The organism is Staphylococcus cornubiensis (genome assembly GCF_900183575.1).
GTDB lineage: Bacteria > Bacillota > Bacilli > Staphylococcales > Staphylococcaceae > Staphylococcus > Staphylococcus cornubiensis.
The window spans coordinates 242,825-261,160 of the sequence record NZ_FXUZ01000002.1 but is presented as its reverse complement, the minus strand read 5'-3'; the positions used below and the strand labels follow the sequence as shown (position 1 = coordinate 261,160).

Annotated in this window: 16 protein-coding genes; 6 read left to right on the top strand and 10 right to left on the bottom strand. The window is 38.6% G+C overall.

All coding sequences use genetic code 11. The features are described from left to right. Positions 1–33: 33 nt before the first annotated feature. Positions 34–2,169 carry a DNA topoisomerase III gene (locus tag CCE82_RS04245; protein ID WP_086428189.1) on the bottom strand — a complete coding sequence of 712 codons (2,136 nt, stop codon included), beginning with the start codon at positions 2,167–2,169 and terminating at the stop codon, positions 34–36. Between the two features lie 162 nt (positions 2,170–2,331). On the opposite strand from CCE82_RS04245, the gene CCE82_RS04240 reads away from it, so the two are divergent. After that, on the top strand, positions 2,332–3,192 hold the full coding sequence (locus tag CCE82_RS04240; RefSeq protein WP_086428188.1) for a GNAT family N-acetyltransferase: 861 nt from the start codon (positions 2,332–2,334) through the stop codon (positions 3,190–3,192). 554 nt (positions 3,193–3,746) lie between these two features. Here CCE82_RS04240 and CCE82_RS04235 read toward each other — a convergent pair. Continuing rightward, a complete protein-coding gene (locus tag CCE82_RS04235; RefSeq protein WP_086428187.1) occupies positions 3,747–4,655 on the bottom strand; it encodes an AEC family transporter in 909 nt (302 codons plus the stop codon). A gap of 108 nt (positions 4,656–4,763) precedes the next feature. On the opposite strand from CCE82_RS04235, the gene CCE82_RS13035 reads away from it, so the two are divergent. Both CCE82_RS13035 and mspA read left to right on the top strand, forming a co-directional pair. Continuing rightward, positions 4,764–4,934, top strand: coding sequence for an SE1832 family protein (locus tag CCE82_RS13035; protein WP_086428186.1), 171 nt, complete (start codon positions 4,764–4,766; stop codon positions 4,932–4,934). Positions 4,935–4,987: 53 nt separating this feature from the next. Further along, positions 4,988–5,305 (top strand): membrane stabilizing protein MspA, encoded by a 318-nt coding sequence (gene mspA, locus CCE82_RS04225; protein ID WP_086428185.1) that lies wholly within the window; start codon positions 4,988–4,990, stop codon positions 5,303–5,305. A gap of 161 nt (positions 5,306–5,466) precedes the next feature. On the opposite strand, the gene CCE82_RS04220 is transcribed toward mspA, so the two are convergent. From CCE82_RS04220 to CCE82_RS04210, 3 genes are all read right to left on the bottom strand, one after another. Then, positions 5,467–6,621, bottom strand: a complete 1,155-nt coding sequence (locus CCE82_RS04220; protein WP_086428184.1) for an aminotransferase class I/II-fold pyridoxal phosphate-dependent enzyme — start codon at positions 6,619–6,621, stop codon at positions 5,467–5,469. A 202-nt stretch (positions 6,622–6,823) separates the two neighbouring features. Further along, positions 6,824–9,982 carry an efflux RND transporter permease subunit gene (locus CCE82_RS04215; protein ID WP_086428183.1) on the bottom strand — a complete coding sequence of 1,053 codons (3,159 nt, stop codon included), beginning with the start codon at positions 9,980–9,982 and terminating at the stop codon, positions 6,824–6,826. Positions 9,983–10,261: 279 nt separating this feature from the next. Continuing rightward, positions 10,262–11,530: a lipid II:glycine glycyltransferase FemX gene (locus CCE82_RS04210; protein WP_086428182.1), complete on the bottom strand. Its 1,269-nt coding sequence runs from the start codon at positions 11,528–11,530 to the stop codon at positions 10,262–10,264. A 116-nt stretch (positions 11,531–11,646) separates the two neighbouring features. On the opposite strand from CCE82_RS04210, the gene CCE82_RS04205 reads away from it, so the two are divergent. Then, positions 11,647–11,901 carry a hypothetical protein gene (locus tag CCE82_RS04205; protein WP_086428181.1) on the top strand — a complete coding sequence of 85 codons (255 nt, stop codon included), beginning with the start codon at positions 11,647–11,649 and terminating at the stop codon, positions 11,899–11,901. On the opposite strand, the gene CCE82_RS04200 is transcribed toward CCE82_RS04205, so the two are convergent. Next, positions 11,892–12,659 (bottom strand): VOC family protein, encoded by a 768-nt coding sequence (locus tag CCE82_RS04200; RefSeq protein WP_086428180.1) that lies wholly within the window; start codon positions 12,657–12,659, stop codon positions 11,892–11,894. The two genes, CCE82_RS04205 and CCE82_RS04200, sit on opposite strands and share 10 nt — an antisense overlap. Before the next feature lie 174 nt (positions 12,660–12,833). On the opposite strand from CCE82_RS04200, the gene CCE82_RS04195 reads away from it, so the two are divergent. After that, positions 12,834–13,280 (top strand): MarR family winged helix-turn-helix transcriptional regulator, encoded by a 447-nt coding sequence (locus CCE82_RS04195; protein ID WP_086428179.1) that lies wholly within the window; start codon positions 12,834–12,836, stop codon positions 13,278–13,280. 284 nt (positions 13,281–13,564) lie between these two features. Then, positions 13,565–15,436, top strand: a complete 1,872-nt coding sequence (locus CCE82_RS04190) for an endonuclease/exonuclease/phosphatase family protein (RefSeq protein WP_086428178.1) — start codon at positions 13,565–13,567, stop codon at positions 15,434–15,436. A 553-nt stretch (positions 15,437–15,989) separates the two neighbouring features. Here CCE82_RS04190 and moaA read toward each other — a convergent pair. Genes moaA through CCE82_RS04170 form a run of 4 tightly spaced genes read right to left on the bottom strand, consistent with a single transcriptional unit; the run spans position 15,990 to position 18,332 of the window. Further along, on the bottom strand, positions 15,990–17,012 hold the full coding sequence (gene moaA / locus CCE82_RS04185; RefSeq protein ID WP_086428177.1) for a GTP 3',8-cyclase MoaA: 1,023 nt from the start codon (positions 17,010–17,012) through the stop codon (positions 15,990–15,992). A gap of 17 nt (positions 17,013–17,029) precedes the next feature. Further along, the gene (gene mobA, locus CCE82_RS04180) at positions 17,030–17,635 is read right to left on the bottom strand and encodes a molybdenum cofactor guanylyltransferase MobA (RefSeq protein ID WP_086428176.1); all 606 of its coding nucleotides are present in this window, start codon (positions 17,633–17,635) and stop codon (positions 17,030–17,032) included. Between the two features lie 8 nt (positions 17,636–17,643). Next, positions 17,644–17,877: a MoaD/ThiS family protein gene (locus CCE82_RS04175; protein WP_086428175.1), complete on the bottom strand. Its 234-nt coding sequence runs from the start codon at positions 17,875–17,877 to the stop codon at positions 17,644–17,646. Next, positions 17,874–18,332, bottom strand: a complete 459-nt coding sequence (locus CCE82_RS04170; RefSeq protein ID WP_086428174.1) for a molybdenum cofactor biosynthesis protein MoaE — start codon at positions 18,330–18,332, stop codon at positions 17,874–17,876. Before CCE82_RS04170 ends, CCE82_RS04175 begins: the two co-directional genes overlap by 4 nt. Positions 18,333–18,336 lie beyond the last annotated feature (4 nt).

Here is an 18,336-nt window from a genome sequence, read left to right as displayed (position 1 = left end):
AAAACTATATTTTGTTCGATATTTGTGGCGCTGTTACAAGTTTAATCCTTTTAATGCATCTTTAAATGGATTGTTTTCTAATTCATCTTCTTTCATATATTTCTTCATTTCCCGCTTCGATACTTTATCTTTACCTTTATTTTTAAAGCGTTGGTCCATATGTTCTTGCGTTTCGGTATAACCACAAACACAACGATATGTCGCTTTTTTACCCGTACCAAATTTTGTTAATCGCTTCTTACACTGTGGGCATCTCGCATTCGTTTTAGTCTTAACATCTTTTTTCGTTTTACATGACGGATCTTGGCAGACGAGCATCGAGCCATTTTTCGTATTCACTTTTAACATAAATTTGCCACAAGTCGGACATTGCGCTGATGTTAAGTTATCGTGTTTATATTTTTGCTCACTCGATTTTATCGTATCAATAATATCATGCGTAAATTGTTTCATTTCTTGCATAAACTGCTTGGCTTGGTATTGCCCTTTTTCGATTTGCATTAACTTATCTTCCCATTCTGCCGTAAGACGCGGCGACGTTAATGCAGGAGGCGCAAGTTCTAAAATTTGCTTCCCCTTTGAAGTGACTTTAATCTTACCGCCTTGGCTTTCGATTGCGTTCATATTGAATAACTTGTCAATAATGTCTGCCCTTGTCGCAACTGTACCGATACCGCCTGTCGATTTTAAAGTTTGCGCGGACTTTTTGTCTTTTAAATCAAAAAATTTATCCGGTCTTTCCATCGCTTTGAGCAATGTTCCTTCATTAAAATATGCGGGTGGTGTCGTTTCATGCGCAACAATTTGTAAACGTCCTACATTAAATGTATCTCCTTGTCTAAATGATGTGGCACGTTCTGTCTTAGCTTCATTTTGTTGTAATTTTTTAAAGCCTAACTCTACTGGAACTTGGGATTGATCAGTGAATACATGTTTACCGATAGTCACTTCAACGTGTTGTGCACGATAGCGATAAGGTGGCATCAACACTTCTAAATAGCGCTGTGCAATCATCGTATAAATTTTCTGCTCATTCGGTGACAATGTATCAAGATTTGCACGCACTTCTGTCGGGATAATGGCATGGTGATCTGACACTTTTTGATTGTTAACAAATGACAGTTTCTTCGGTAGTGACTGTTTTAAAATGTCTCTCGCATGTGGCATCAAGTCTGTGCCCATTGTCGCTTGGACACGCTCTTTTAATGTATCTACCATATCCGTTGTTAAATAATTTGAATCAGTACGCGGATATGTCACTAATTTATGACGCTCATACAATTGTTGTAACGTATTTAATGTTTGCTTAGCACCTAATTGATATTTTTGATAAGCAGCTTGTTGTAAATCGGTTAAATTAAATAACGGTTGCGGATAAACTTTTTTCTCTTTCTCATGAACGCTCTGAACTTTCGCTTGCTGATGTTGTACTTCTTGAACAATGGCTTCTAACTTTTCCTTATTATAGATACGCCCTTCATGCTGATATGTCATCGTCACGCCGTTCACTTCAGCTTCTAAAGTGTAGTATTGTTGCGGTTTGAAATTTTTAATTTGTTCTTGACGCATCGCTACAAGCTGAATCGTTGGTGTTTGGACACGACCTAATGACAACTGGGCATCATATTTCGTCGTCAGCGCACGTGTTGCATTAATCCCTACAATCCAGTCTGCTTCACTTCTCGCTAATGCCGCTTGATATAAATGATTATACGCACGCCCATCTTTTAACTTTTTGAAACCTTCCTTAATTGCTTTAGGCGTAACAGAACTGATCCATAAACGTTTTATCGGCTTTTTCACATGCGCTTTTTCAATAATTAATCGTGCAACAAGTTCACCTTCACGTCCTGCATCTGTCGCAATAATCAATTCATTGACATCATTTCGCTTCATTAAATGTTGAACCGTATTAAACTGTTTACGCGTTTTACCAATCACTACTGATTTCATTTGCTTCGGGATAATCGGTAAATCCTCTAACACCCACTGTTGGTACTTCTTATCATATTGTTCAGGCGTCGCATTCGTCACTAGATGTCCAAGCGCCCATGTCACAATATATTTCTGGTTTTCAAAATAACCTTCTTTGCGTGAGCCTACATTTAAAGCGTTGGCAATATCACGCCCCACTGATGGCTTTTCTGCTAATATCAGTGCTTTACTCATGATTCATTCCTCCATATTTCAATTGTCGACTATTTAAATTATTTTTAGAAACACAACTGTCATCAACATCTTTCAATCTCGGTTGAATGCTTCACAAGTTGCTTTCATTTCATATCAAAAAAACTTATAATTAAACTAAGTATATCATTAAGGAGGCGCATGATGAAGATATCTCAAGTTACTCCCAATCAAGCAATTGCGTCGTTTATTCAAACGTATGTGACAGAACGTCCATCCTATACCAATAAGTTACCATTAGATGATGAACAAGCGCTCTTTACATTTTTAGCAGAAGCTGCAGATGAAACAGGGCTTTTTGTAGTCGAAGAAGCTCAAGAAATACAAATGTTATTACTCTGTATTTCTTATTCTGAAGATCGATATAAGGTGATTGGTCCAATTGTAAAGACAGGTTATGAACCGACAAAAGAGACGTTCAAGCAACTTTTCGATACTGTCACTGCACAACATCAGCAACCTTCAACGTATTATTTTGCATTTACAGCCCAGCACGCACTGATTAAAACATTTATGAAGACGATTGGTGCATCATACACATTTACTGATTATCACCTAGAAACAAGTCAAGATTTGGGCGAAACGCAAAACTTACATCATATGATTCCGTATAGCAAAGCTTATTATCGCTATTTTCAAAAGTTGCACGAAGATACGTTTACGCATAATGCGATGACCGCAAAAGAAATCATTGCATCACTCGACGATAATCATGAACTCGTACTGTATATGGCAGAAGGGATTTTAAAGGGCTATTTATACTTAATTTATGATAAAACAGAACGACATGCGGAGATCAAATATTTTTCAAGCCATGCTGACTATCGATTAAAAGGCATTGCGTTTGATTTGATTCAGCATGCAATTCACCGTGCGTTAAACAGAGACGAGATAGAACGTGTCTATTTTAAAATACGTAGCAAAAATCATAAGCTTGTCGAACGTTTTCATGAACTTGGCTTTACAATTACATCTGAATACCAAAAGTTTAAAATCTATAAATAACAACTACAAATCGTAAGAGGGAGATGGGACATTAAGTTTTTTCAGTCGCTATCTTTTATGGACTTATATCCATTAATGATGATTAAACTGAGAATAATAAGGATGAATTGGACATAGAAATGAAGGCTATGGGTTGTCATCACTTCGGAAACTTGCCCTCAGTTTCACTCTATTTGTTGTAAGATTGCCCAGAAGGCTGAGACTCCTGAGGGAATGCGTGCATACTGCTAACACCCCCTTCTTTACTTTAATGATGGTTGCTGTTTATCGCAGTAGCTGTCTGACATCTCAATGCGCATGCTCTTGAGAAGTCGAGTCAGCCTTGCGGGGGCAGTACGACGAAATCTTTGTTGCACATGAGATTTCTGTACTGCTCCCAAAATCCAATTCGGCTTCCTACTCATGTATGTTTCAATCAAGCCGAATTGAGTTGAAGGGCCACTCCCTAGAACAGTAAGAAAGCGAAGCCATGAAGGCAATTAAAAACCACAAATCATAAGAGGGCAAGTTTAACAAAATACTGCATCAAAAATTTTTATGCCCTATCCCCTTTTTTAAACAAACCAATATTGATACAAGTATAATATGATAATACTCAACACAATCGTTACATTACTCGCCATCGCAATGACTGGTAACGTGCGATATTTAAATTGCACTGCATAAGAGAGTGCCGCTACGCCTACAGGTAACAACCAAATCAACTGTAATGTCGTTTTAATCATTGCGTCGTCCACAGGTAAGAAGAAGTAGACAAGCGTTCCGAATATTACACCAAAACCATAATGTAATACAAGATATTTAAGTGTCAATGGTAAAAAGCGACGTTCTATTTTAAAGTCCATGAGAACCCCGAGTAAAATCATCGACAGTGGTAAATTAGCGTGACCTAAAATATCGAAGAAATGAATAGCACTATGCGGAAGGTGTAATTGAAATATGTTTAATAACAACATTGTAATATAAGTCATCAATGGCACGGATTTCATCATATTCCACAAGATTTGCTTCGGATTGAAACCCCCACCCACTTGCTTGAAATAACTCGCAGCAAAATACGTCAAACCAAACATCACAATTGCGCCACCAATATCTGCCATTCCAAAATATAACAACCCTTTCTCAGGCCATATTTGTTGGACTAATGGATATGCAAAAATACCGATATTGAGTGCTGCCATCATCATTGCGACGGTTCCACGTACTTCATTACTATATTTAATGAACATGAGCACAATCAGCACTTTTGTCACGATACCATAGACAATCATCATCACTGGTAATACAGCGAGTGACGGTGACAAATTAACATGATTTAAATTAACGATAACAACAGATGGCAATGTCACGTTGAGCACTAACGTTGAAATGACACGACTATCCTTCCCATTAATGTAACCGATACGCTTTAGGATGTACCCTAGTGCAATGAGTAATAAAATCATCAAAAAGTTCTCTGCCATGATACAACCCCTCTTTTGAAACAACTTACTTCTATGTTACTGTAAAACGTTTTAATTAAGCAATGTTAACGTGCTATAATGATAAGGATTGATATAAGGAGGTGCCTTATGGATTTAGAACAGCAATTGCAAGAGCTTAAGATGGATTATGTACGTTTGCAAGGTGACTTAGAAAAGCGTGAGTCCACATCTCAGCAAGTCGATCCACTGATTCAACAACTTGAACAAATCGAACAGCAAATTGCCGATGTGCGTAGGCAACTTCAAGAAAAACGTTAAAGTCGTCATTCAACATTTGACTTCTCGAGCAAGATACAGAAAGGATGTACTTCATGTTAGCTTACTTAATCTTATTACCCCTCATGTATTTAGTCGTTGCCTATATCAGTATTTTTAAAATGCGTATTATGATGCCAAAGTTGTTAAGAGTCATTATGGGCCTCTTACTTATTATTGTCGTCGCAACTTCACTCGTCTATTATCCAGCAACAACTTGGTGGGTGTTTGTCGTCTTAATTTTATTGATCGGTAATGTAGAAATCACTGCATTCAAACATTGTAAAAACGATGAAAAAGGTGTTCGTATTTTGAACATGATGACAGTTTTTATTCTCGTCGTTTATATTATTCTTGCAGTGGTCTTTATTTAACCAATGACTCAGCTTTCAATTTTACATATTCATATTGAGTAGCCATGAATCACTCACGTTGCGTATCATCCTAAGCGTAACGTGAGCTTTTTATTACAACTCGCTGATTAATAAAAGGACTGATGGAATTTTATTTCTTCTCATCAGTCCTCCTCGCTCTACTATGAATGATAAAGCGCCTTCAATGATACTAAACGTGCAATCGCTTCATCTAATTGTGTTTCATCAATCGCAAATGATATACGGACATAACCTTCTCCTTCTTCACCAAAAGGATGGCCGGGCGCCGCTAAAATAGACTGTTCTTGAAGTAAGTGTGCAATAAACGCATCACTTGAGAAGCCATCTGGACATTTCAACCATAAGAAAATGCCCCCTTTAATCGGCTCGTGAGGAATCCCTGCTTCATTCAATGCCACTTCTATTTTGTCACGTCTCTTTTTAAATATTGCATTTTGCGCTGTTAATTCGTCATCACATTCATTTAATGCAACGGTACACGCATCCTGTAACGCACCATACATGCCTGCTTGCGTATGTGTATGGTATTTCTGAAGATTCGCAATCATTTCTTCATTACCTACCGCAAAACCGACACGATACCCTGACATATTGTAACCTTTTGAAAATGAAAAGACTTCAATTGCACAATCTTTTGCTCCTTCAGCTTGGAGAATACTCGGGTTCGGCTGATCAAATCCAAACGCTTGATAGGCAAAGTCATGCACTATTTTCGTTTGCGTATTTTTAAAACGGTCAATGGTCTCTTGGAAAAACTCAGGCGTCGCTACAGAACCGGTTGGATTGTTCGGGTATGTTAAATAAATAAGCCGAGTCTTCGTCGTGTCTACTTCATTCCAGTCAGGTATGTAATGACGTTCAGGGGAAAGTTTTAACGGCTTCGGTACACCCCTTGCAAGTAAAACGCCCGCTTCATAATCTGTATAACCGGGATCTGGTAACAACACTTCTTCCCCTGGTTCAATGACACATGTCGGTAACGCGACAAGTCCATTTTTTGTCCCATAAAACAGACAAACTTCTTTTTCCGGATCTAAGGTCACGTTGAATTGACGTTGATAAAAATCTACAATCGCTTGTCTAAATGCTTCTTTTCCTTGAAAGGCTAAATACTTTTGATTGGCAGGTTTAATAATGGCTTCTTGTAGTGCTTTTAAAATCACAGGCGGTGTATCACCATCAGGTATGCCAACTGCTAAGTTAATCAGCGGTAATGGGCCATGTGTGATCTTTTGTCCGACTGTTTTACCGAAATAACTATCCGGAATTTCTCCTAATATTGTTGTATATGTCATCGTCTTCCTCCTTACATTCACTCAACATCTTATGGGTCTATCACTTTCCTAAATATAGAAAGGGCTGAGACATAGTCATTAAATATCCTGTCTCAACCCTCTTTTTCATGTTAAGGTATTGCATGTTTAGGCTGATGAACCTACTCATTTCATTGAGGATAATGGTTTCATCTTACAAAAGGAACCGCTTTACGTCAATGGTTTACGCCTTCTTTTTACGTCTCGTAATTTTCGCTTTTAACGTAAACAAAATTTCATAAATGACAGGCACGACAATCAATGTTAGTAATGTCGATGATAATAAACCACCGATGACAGTAGCCGCAAGCCCTTTAGAAATCAGTACAGAGCTGTCTTGACCGAATAATAAAGGAATCAGTGCACCAATTGTCGCAATAGCCGTCATTAAAATCGGTCGGATACGCGTACCTCCTGCTTCTAACAACGCTTCTTTCATCGGTAAACCTGCTTTTTCATTCGTAATGACACGGTCAACAAGGACAATCGCATTTGTGACGACGATACCGATTAACATTAGTAAACCAATCATACTTGGTACAGACAACGTTTCACCTGTAAAGATGAGCGCTAACACAACACCAATCACAGTGTATGGAAGTGCGAATAAAATCGTAAATGGCGCAAGTGCACCTTTAAATGTCAGTACAAGTACGAGATAAACGATAATAATCGCTGCTAACATCGCAATCATCAATTGTGAAAATGCCTCTTGAATGTCATCATTCGTACCACCTAATGACGTATGCACATCACTTGGCGTGTCGAGTTCATTCAACTGTTTCATCACTTCTTGAGAAATTGAACCGACATCATCACCAGAAATCGTAGCTGAAACTGTGCTGACATAATCGCCACCTTTTTTCACTAATGCGTTAGGTGTTGTTGTCGTTTTCAAAGTGGCAATATCACTCAACTTACGATTGTCCCCTGTTGGTGATGGAAGGGGTGTGTTTTCTAATTTTTCTTTCGTCCAATGTGTATCTTTATCTTGTTGGACAACGACATCGTATGTTTGATTTTTATCTTTCACTTTCGAAATCGTCATGTCAGGTATGTTTTGGTTGAGCATCATAGCAAGTTGGCCAGCTGTCATACCTGTTTGTGCCGCCTTATTCGGATCCACTTTCACTTCATATTGCTGATACGTTTCCGTTAAATCCGACTTAACATTTGTTAATCCAGACACTTGAGACATTTTTTCTTGTATTGCTTTAACGGTACCTTCAATCGCTGTAGTCGATGGTCCTGTTACTTCTACATTCAGTGTGTTGGACGTCGCACCTGTGCCCATATCTAAGTTTTTCCATTCACCATCATGATGATACGTCTTAATGTGTTTCAACACACGTTCTGGCTCTTGATCAAAGTTTGGTGTGTCTGAATCATACTCGACCATCAATGCCATGTTGTTAGTAGAACCAGTGGGATCGATAGGTGATGCGCCACCGACTGAATATTGAACGTGACGGACGTTTCGATTGTCGAGTAAATATTTTTCAACTTCTTCAGCATGTGACAATACTTTTTGTTTTGTTTCTCCAGGTTTTGGCGTATATGTGAGTGCCATAAACTTATCTTCGCCCGTCGAAATAAAGCTTGTACCAATTTTCATACTTCCTAATACGATACTTCCGATTAAAATGACTGTACTGAATATCAACACAATCCATTTATGATCTAAACTCCATTTCAAAACTTTACGATAACTTCGCCCTACTACACCTAGCTCTGATTTGGGTTTACGTTTCAAACCGCGTTTAAAAAATAGTGAGCCAAGCACGGGTACAATTGTAATAGATACGAGTAACGATGCAAGTAAGCTAAACGTAATTGCATAAGCAAAAGGTCTAAACATCTCACCTACCGAACCGGTTACAAAAGCAAGTGGTGCGAATACGACGATTGTCACTAATGTAGATGACATAATTGGAATAAATACTTCTTTCGTTGCAGATACGATAAGGCCATCCCCAGATAATTGCTCATCTTGACGTGTTAGGCGCCGGTAAATATTTTCGATGACAACAATGGAATCGTCAATCACCCGACCAATAGCAACTGTGAGTGCGCCTAATGTAAGAATGTTTAATGATACATCTGAAAGCTTTAACGCAACCATCGCGATAAGTAATGATAATGGGATAGAAACGATAGAAATCGCCGTCATTCGAATATTTCTTAAGAATAACAGAATAACAATGACAGCCACAATCGAACCGAGCAATGCCTTTTCTATCATCGTATTGAGTGAGTCTGTAATCGGTTTAGCTGTGTCCATAATTTTAACCGATTTTAATTCTGGATGTTCTTTTACGAAATCTTTAATCGTTCGATCGACATCATTTGCTACTGCAACAGTGTTCGCACCTTGCGTTTTAACAATTTGCACATCTACAGCATCTTGGCCATTCGTTCTTGAAATAGACTCACGTTCGTCAGATAACTTCACTTCAGCAAGATCATTCAGCGCAACAGCTTGTGCACTTTGTTGATTGTTTGAAACAGATTGTGCTGACGTCGCGCTATTGTCGCTACTTGATGCACTTCTATTCGCTTGTTGACCTTGTGCATTGCCACCTGAGGATTGTGCAGCAAGTGCTAACGGAATTTGCATATTTTTAAGTGCGTCTACAGAAGCGTACTGACCATCAATGACAACAGATTTTTCAGTATCGCCAAATTGGAATAATCCTAACGGCGACTCTTTTGTAGCCCCTTCGATATAATCAGATACTTGTTTCGCATTGAGCCCCGCCTTTTGAAGTTTGTCATCATCGAACTTAATTGTTACTTTACGTTCGATTTGACCATTCACTGTAGCACGTTGCACCCCATCAATTGTTTGTAACTTCGGAATCAGTTGTTCTTTAACTGCTTTTGTACTCGCTTTGACATCATCTTTTTGATGCAATATAGAATACGCTACAACTGGAAATGCATTCATTGAGCTACGTTTAATATCTGAAGTTTGTGCTTCGTCTGGCAAATCAACCTTTTTCAATGCTTTATCGATATCTTGTTCTGCTTTGTCCATATCCATATTCTCATCAAAATTGACAGTAATCATTGAAGCATTGGACAAAGATTGCGTCTTAACACTTGTGACACCGGCCATACCCCGGATTTCTTCATCAATCGGGTCACTCACTTCTTTCATGACCGTTTCAGACGTTGCACCCGGCATTGGTGTTGTAATCGTCAACATCGGTGGTTCGGTATCGGGTAACAATTCCAACTTCATTTTAAAACTTGCATAGACTCCGCCAAGTATGACGAGTAATACCATCAACATAATGGCAAACTTGTTCGATAGCGAGAAGTCGATTAATTTTTTGACCACACTCATCTCTCCCTTGTAAATGACATGACTGCACTATTTTGAATTAACATCCCTCAATCGCATCTCATAGCACACAACTTATCAATACGGCGTGAACAGTCACTTTTATCACTGCACCACCCCTAAAAGGTGACCCGTTAAGCCCTGACGATAAACATCAACAGCTATCGTGTCACCTCATTTATTTCAATTGTCATTGTTATTATTGAATTTCAAAAAAAGCACTACTTCACACATGAGTGAGACCGGTGTTCATAGTGAGTAGTGCTGACCTTATCATTATGCTTTACGTTGTTGTAATGATTTAATTTTACGGACAAGTTTAATCTTAAGTTGTGTCAACTGTGGCTTAAACTGTTCAACCGCTTTATAAACAACGGGATTCAGAACATAATCAAATTCCCCAATTTTTTCACTTAAACGCGTGCCCCACGCCTTTTTAAATGTCCATAAACCATAGTGACTTGAATCTTTATCAGGATTGTTGTCAGTCCCACCAAAATCATAAGTCGTCGCACCTTTTTCACGCGCATATTGCATCATTTTGAACTGCATGTGGTGATTCGGTAAAAAGTCACGATAATGGTTGGATGACGCACCGTATAGATAGTACGATTTTTGACCTGCGAACATGAGCAATGCCCCAGATAAATAAATACCATCTGGATGGGTACTGTTCAGTTGTTCCATATCCTGAATAAGTGCCTGGTTTTTCTTCATCTTTTGTTCAGCATCTTTCAATTTGTTACGCACTTTTTTGTTATTTTGATCTTTTTCTGCTAACGTATCGACTTCAGATTGCAACTTTTGTTGTTCTGCATTCAACTCCGCTAATACAGGCTGAGGCTCGAGCTTCACTAAGAACAACTCTGCATCACCATCTGGATGAAGTGCGTCGTAAATCGTTTCAAAATAAGATACGTCACGAGTTAAGAAGCCATCACGTTCACCCGTTTCTTTCATTAAATCCGCAAATATTTTCAAGTCTTCACGACCTTTACGTTCCACTTTTGTGCCACGTTTGAGTGCAAGTCTGACTTTCGAACGATTACGGTTTTCAAAGCTTTGGATTAATGCTTCATCAGACTGATCAATAGGTGTAATCATCGTCATACGCGGTTGAATGTAGTCTTTAGCCAAGCCCTCTTTAAATCCTTTATGTTTAAAGCCCATTTGTAATAAGTCTTGCACGACTGTCATCCCTTGCTCGACTTCTACATCCGGGTCAATTTTAATCGTATAAGCTTTTTCAGCTTGAGCGACTTTGATGGCTTCAGCTAACAAGGCTTTCACGGCAGTTGTATCAGTATAATCAACAACGAAGCCACGTGATGCATAACAAATCGTAAAAGGCGTGCGCGGTATCTTTTTAAATAGCAATTGCGCCACACCTTTCAATTCGCCGTTTTCTCCTACAGCAATACGTTTCGCATACCATCCCGTTAACTTTTTCGTGTCTCCCCATTTTGTCAATTGTAATAAATCACCATTGGGATGCGCTTTAACAAATGCATCATGTTCTTGATCTGTTATATTCATGCGTTTCATTTCTCGTATAAAACTCCTTTTAGTTATCGTCTTCTCTTATTTTCTAGTATAATCAATGACACATTCGATTAAAACGTTACACTACAGATGTTTTCAAATAAACTGGAGGTCTCTTTATGCGTCAGTTGATTTTATTTTTACTCTCTATCATCAATATCATCTTTATAGTCTGCACATTAGTACTGCACATCGGAATCGACTATTTAAGTTTACGCATTATTTTTGTTGCGTTTTCATTAGTCGTCGGAATCTACAGTGTGCTCCTACATCAAACGAAACAGCAACTCTTAATGTCAGTCATAGAAGTCGTCATTGCGCTGTTGCATATTTTACTGATTATCAGCGCCGTTTACACTGTTGTTTACGCGTGAGGAGGAATAAATTGGTATCTTGCGCCTCGTGTGCGAAAAGCTATCGGAGCGTCAATAGTTTGGTCGATAAATTGAATCTCTTCTATACCATCTTCTTTATCTTCAACCAATTTAAATTTGACTTTTTTAGCAGGACTTTGGAGGATGGTGTAGCGGTCAGAAGATTCAACCTCTTCCATATCAAACCATTTTTTCCAGTGTTCCACCATCGTTTGACGTTGATACGAATTTAATGTGATCATGTCCAATGTCAAATGCTTATGAAAATACTCTTGTAAGTCATCCTCACGTGCTTCATCAGACTGTTCCCATTCAATAAAAAAGGGCATAATCGTATCGAACTGATGATTAGCCACATACAACAGTCGCCACTGTATCGTTTGTCCTTTTTTATTTTCTCTCGCCATTTCAACAGGTCCCACTGTTTCAAGCCCTCTTTCTTCAAATTGAGCTTTTAATCGCTCAATATCATGTGTTCTAAAACAAATCTTTTTAAAGCCTTGTTTATAATCCTTTTCCATAATCGACGTCGCAAACGAGTGCTTGCCTACATCCGTTTTGGATTGTTGCTTCATTTTCCCTTGATGATAAATATCTATTAATTCAATATAAGATAAATCGATGTGGACGAGACGATTAAAAGTCCCTAAATTTTCATGTTGACCACCGTTTTGAATTTCCAAATATTTCCCGGGAAACTCGAATTGATTTAATCCATCAATATAATGAACCAAGTGATCAAATTCTATATCTACCATTTGTTTGCCTCCCACTTCTCTTGCCATAATATTATTTTACCAAATATTTGTTGTGAAATCTCGATATAACATGCACTGCACTTTTCCTTTAAAAATCCATTTTTCTTTTAACGTACATCTCCATCATGAAGTGTTATAATAAACTTTAAGTACTCATACAGAAAGGAGTCGCGTATGGAATCCTCAATTTTATTCGATCATTTCACCAAACTTTATCGTCCCTATATCAAACTCGTACAACCTTTACTCGACGAAAACCAACTTCACCCAGCACAGTGGTTAGTGATGAAAGACATTGCGACAAATCCAGGCACAACACTCGTTCAAATTTCCAAACGACGTTCAATCGAAAAGCCGACAACGCGAAAAATTTTGAAAGCACTCGATGCACAAGGATGGTTGAACATCTGTCCAGGTGAAGTCGACAAACGAGAAAAGTTGTTATATTTGTCTAAATCCGGTCAAACCATTCATGAAAAATTGAAATTACAAATCGGGCAATTACAACATAAAACATTAGAACCACTCCAACTTTCTGATAGTGAGATTGCACGCACGACAGATATTTTAGAGCAGTTGTATCAGTCTTTACTTGCACAACTTCAAAATAATGAACTATAAAGACGCTGCCTATTTATGCACGGTATCATACGAGGATATGGTCCGTATATAAATAGGCGATTTTTAATATGTGCCGTTGTTAGAACCATTTATTTGAACAGCCTAACTTCAGTTCATCCTATTTTTTATTCAAAAAGTGTCTTTATGTGCTACTCTACACCTCGATAGTGATATCACCTTCCCAATCCTCCAACTTCTTAATCAATTCATCAAATTTTTACAATATTATTATAGTTGTTTTGGTATACTTAACGCGTAAACAATATTTTTAAGGAGGCAATCTATTGAAAAGCAAATTAATAACTTCAACTTTAGTTTTAGGGCTACTGTCAACGGGCTCTATTTTCCACGATTCGGCTGTTCAAGCTGAAACGGTATCCTCACCACAAATTCACGATATCCAAGGTGCAGGTCATACGTCACCTTTGAAAGATCAACGCGTTGAAAAAGTACCAGGCATTGTGACTTATATTTATAAAGCAAACAATTACTATTATTTCCATTTACAAACACCAGATGCACAAAAAGACAATAACCCAGCAACTTCTGAAGGGATTATCGTCTTTGCTGGAAAAGAGAAGCCTGATGTCAAAGTCGGCGATCTTGTCCATGTTTCGGGTACAGTACGTGAATATGCGATTGAAGGATATGCAGAAAAAGGAAAAACAGATTTACCCCTTACTGAAATTGATGCACGTGCAGATAAAGCAGGTCAAATTACTGTTCAAAAGGAAAACCAACCTTTACCGAAACCTGTGAAAATCAAAAAAATCCCGCAACAAATCGCTTCACCTCAACATTTTTCGATTTTCAAACCAGATACATATGCAATTGACTATTGGGAAGCTTTAGAAGGCATGCGTGTGGAAGTCAACAATGTGCGTAGTGTTGGGCCACAAAGTCATGGCGAAGTCTTCACTGTATTAAATCAAAACCGTCCTGAAACGAAGAATGGTGGCGTTTTATTAAAATCGGATAATGCAAACGGTCAACGTATCGCCTTTAAAATGAATGACGATCAACATCGCGCTCAAGATTATGACATTGCGACAGGCGATCGTTTTAAAGGCCCATTGATTGGTTATGTGAATTACAGTTTCCAAAATTATAAAGTGAATATTGATTTCAACGACATGCAAAAAGCACATATTAAAGGAAAAGCGCAACCTAAAGCGACAAAATTAAAACCATCCGAAAACAAACTCACTGTTGCTTCATATAACTTAGAAAACTTTTCAAATGACGTGAAAACTTCAAGTGACGATAAAGCAAGAAAACTCGCAAACGGTATTGTCAGCCATATGAAACAGCCTGACATTGTCGGTGTGACAGAAGTTCAAGATAATAACGGTCCAGGTAAAGGCGGTTCTGAAGCATCAGCCTCTTATGAACGTCTGATTCAAGCGATTAAAGATGCAGGTGGACCGACATATCGTTATGTGAATATTGATCCCGAAAATAATGCAGATGGCGGTCAGCCTGATGCCAATATTCGTGTGGGCTTTTTATACAACCCAGAACGTGTGACATTTAACGATGACATTCAAGCGGGTGACGCAGAAACGAATGTCGGTTATAAAAACAACCAACTGACACATAATCCAGGTCGTATCGCACCAAAAGATCCTGCTTTTGATGATGTACGTAAATCGTTAGCGGCTCAGTTTGAGTTTAAAGGACAACAAGTCATTGCAATTGCAAATCATTGGAAATCAAAACGTGGGGACGATGGTTTGTTCGGTCGTCAGCAACCTGTTCAGTTACATTCAGAACCACAACGTGTACAAAACGCACAACGTATCGGTGAATTTGTAGCTCAAGTTCAACAACAAAATCCTAACGCCAATATTATTTCGGTAGGCGATTACAACGATTTTCAATGGTCGAAACCACTTAAAACTCTAGAATCATACGGTTTAACAAATATGGTGAATGACGTACCTAAAAAGCAGCGTTATTCTTATGTATATCAAGGTAACACCCAAACACTTGATCATATCTTAGTGTCACAACATTTGAAGCGTCAAACAAAATTAGACATGATTCACGTCAACAGCGACTTCACTGAAATGTCTGGTCGTGCAAGTGACCACGATCCAGTTATCGCTCAAATTGACTTTTCAAAACAGATTAAAAAGCAGAAAAAACAAAAATAATAATGGACGTAAAAAAGCTGGGACGAAGAGATTCCCAGCTTTTCCATTTTTAAAATATGTCCCACACATATACGAGCTACAACACGAGAAATGAATGCGGTTAAGTTATAACACGGTAGTCCAATTCAAATCTATTTAAAAAAGGCAAAGTGTTCAAAACACTCAGCCCAGACTTACACCTCTTTAAATTTATATATGATGGGATGGTTTTAGACATATTTGAGATTTCGCCAAACATAGATTTGAACCACTCTCTCAGATTGCTAGAATTGCCCGAGACTCCCGAGGGATTAGACGCAGCCGAAAATCCAATTCGGCTACCATCAAATGTACATCTCAATCAAGCCGAATTTAGTTGAGGCAAGTCCCTTGAGAACGTGAGGGTAAATTCTGCAATCAATAGTTCACATGTGTCAATCAATACTACTCACTGTTTAACGCAGTAGCTGTCTGACTTCTCAATGCGCATACTTTTAAGAAGTCTAGTCAGCTTTGCGGAGGCAGTACGACGAAATCTTTGTTACACATGAGATTTCTGTACTGCTCCCAAAAACTATCCACCAATATAATTCATGTTAATCTTTTTCTTTCGTCTATTCGCAACGGTCTCTGCTGTTCGCTCATCTGAATAGCGATCATCACGAATGTGCCACAAGGCCTTCAATTGCGCCATAACTTCCTCATCATCCGCACCACTTCTCAATAGCCCCCGAATGTCAAAACCACTTCCTGTACTGAATAAGCACCCATAAAACTTACCATCTGATGATAGACGCGCACGTGTACATGTGGAACAAAAGGAATCCGATACACTTGTAATCAAACCGAACTGCGCTGGACTCCCGACATGACGATAATATTGCGCCACTTCCCCATAATATTCTGGCGTGACCGGCTCAATATCAAATTCTCCCGCAATCATTTCCAACATTTCATCTTTTGTGACCACTTTACTAAAGTCCCAACCGTTATCGTTACCCACATCCATAAATTCAATAAAACGAATCGTCACTGCTTTATCTTTAAAGTAACGGACCATTGGCAAGATTTGATGATCGTTGACACCTTTTTGTACGACAACATTAATTTTAACTTTTAAGCCAATACTAGTCGCATATTCAATTTGTTCAAGCACTGTAGACGCTTTAATATCACGGTTGTTAATCGCTTGAAAAACACGATCTTCAATTGCATCTAAACTGACGTTAATGCGTCTTAACCCTGCGTCATACAGTTTTTGTCCGTGCTTTTTGAGTAATAAACCATTCGTCGTTAGCCCTATATCTTCAATGCCTTCAATTTGTGTAATTTGAGCGATTAATTGATGTAAATCTCGTCGAAGCAATGGTTCACCACCTGTAATTCTGACCTTTTTAACACCTAACTGGGCATATAACTGTGTAATACGTACAATTTCTTCAAATGATAACAATTGATCTTTCGGTAAAAATACATAATCGTCACCGAAAATTTCTTTTGGCATGCAATAATCACAACGAAAATTACATCTATCAGTTACGGAAATGCGCAAATCACGAATGGGTCTGCCCAATTTATCAAGTATTTGGTCTGCCATATTGCGCCCTCCTTTTCTTATTTCGCTAATTCTGCTTCTAATGCTGCCAAATCTTGTTGATAATTCACATTTTGATACCAATAATGCGGACTCTCAATCGTATTCGCCTCTAACCAATCCGTCGACACTTGTTCATACACATGTTTCATACTGAGATCATCCGACTGCAACACATCTTCAATAATAGGTAAGACCCGTCTATGATAAAAAGCAATCGTCGGCATCGGACGGTCTTCATTCATAAATCCGGCGATATCCAAATGTTCCTCAATCAGATTCGCTACCATAAATTGGTACAAATGACTGATTGCTTTTTGTGTTACCATAGGCGTATCGACTGAAATGACGAAATAGAGATCTTCTTCCGTATCACGTGACATTGCACTATAAATGCCAGCAAGTGGTCCTTTATCTCTGTGTTGTGCGACATCTACAACGACAGGGTCATGTTGAAATTGAGACACTAATTGTGTGTTCGTGCTAATCAAAATTTCATTGAACATGTTCGTCGCCTGTAACGTTTGGACCAGTTTGTGATAAAACGTCGTCCCATTAATTTTCGCAAATGCTTTCGGCGAGCCAAATCTTTCTGAATGCCCACCTGCTAGTATAATAGCCTTCATGATTAACTTTAACCTCCACTGACTGGCGGAATCAGTGCAACCACATCATAAGGTTGAATGAGATCTTCCGCGCGTGCAAACTCTTCATTGATTGCGACTTGAAATTTTTTACCTTGAATGACAGGATATGTTTGATATAAATGTGTCGTTAAGTCAGAAACAGGCACTTCATAGTCAAAATGAAAAACGTCTTCTGAACGATTTACAAGTTCTTTAATTTCTGCAAAGTATAACACCTTCACGATGAAAAACCTCCTTCATTCACAGCATCTTCGTGATAACCCCGTTGATGTCCTTGCCACTCGGCGCCATCTTCCCAAATTTCTTTTTTCCAAATAGGGACCACTTCTTTAATACGTTCAATCGCATATTCATTTGCTGCATAAGCGTCTTTACGATGCGGCGATGACACACTAATACATACAGCAATATCAGATATTTGGAGTGCGCCGATACGATGACCAATTGCTGTTATCGTCCCTGGCCAACGTTCGGCAATCTCATCACCAATTTGTTGCAGTTTCTTTTCAGCCATTGGGATGTATGCCTCATACTCTAAATATTCTGTGCGGACACCTTTCGTCCATTCACGGACATGCCCTGTAAACACAACAATCGCGCCTTGCTTTTCATTTAATGTGTACGCGCGATACTTTTCCGGTTCTAACGGTTGTGTTGTCACTTCAAATTGTTTCAACCCG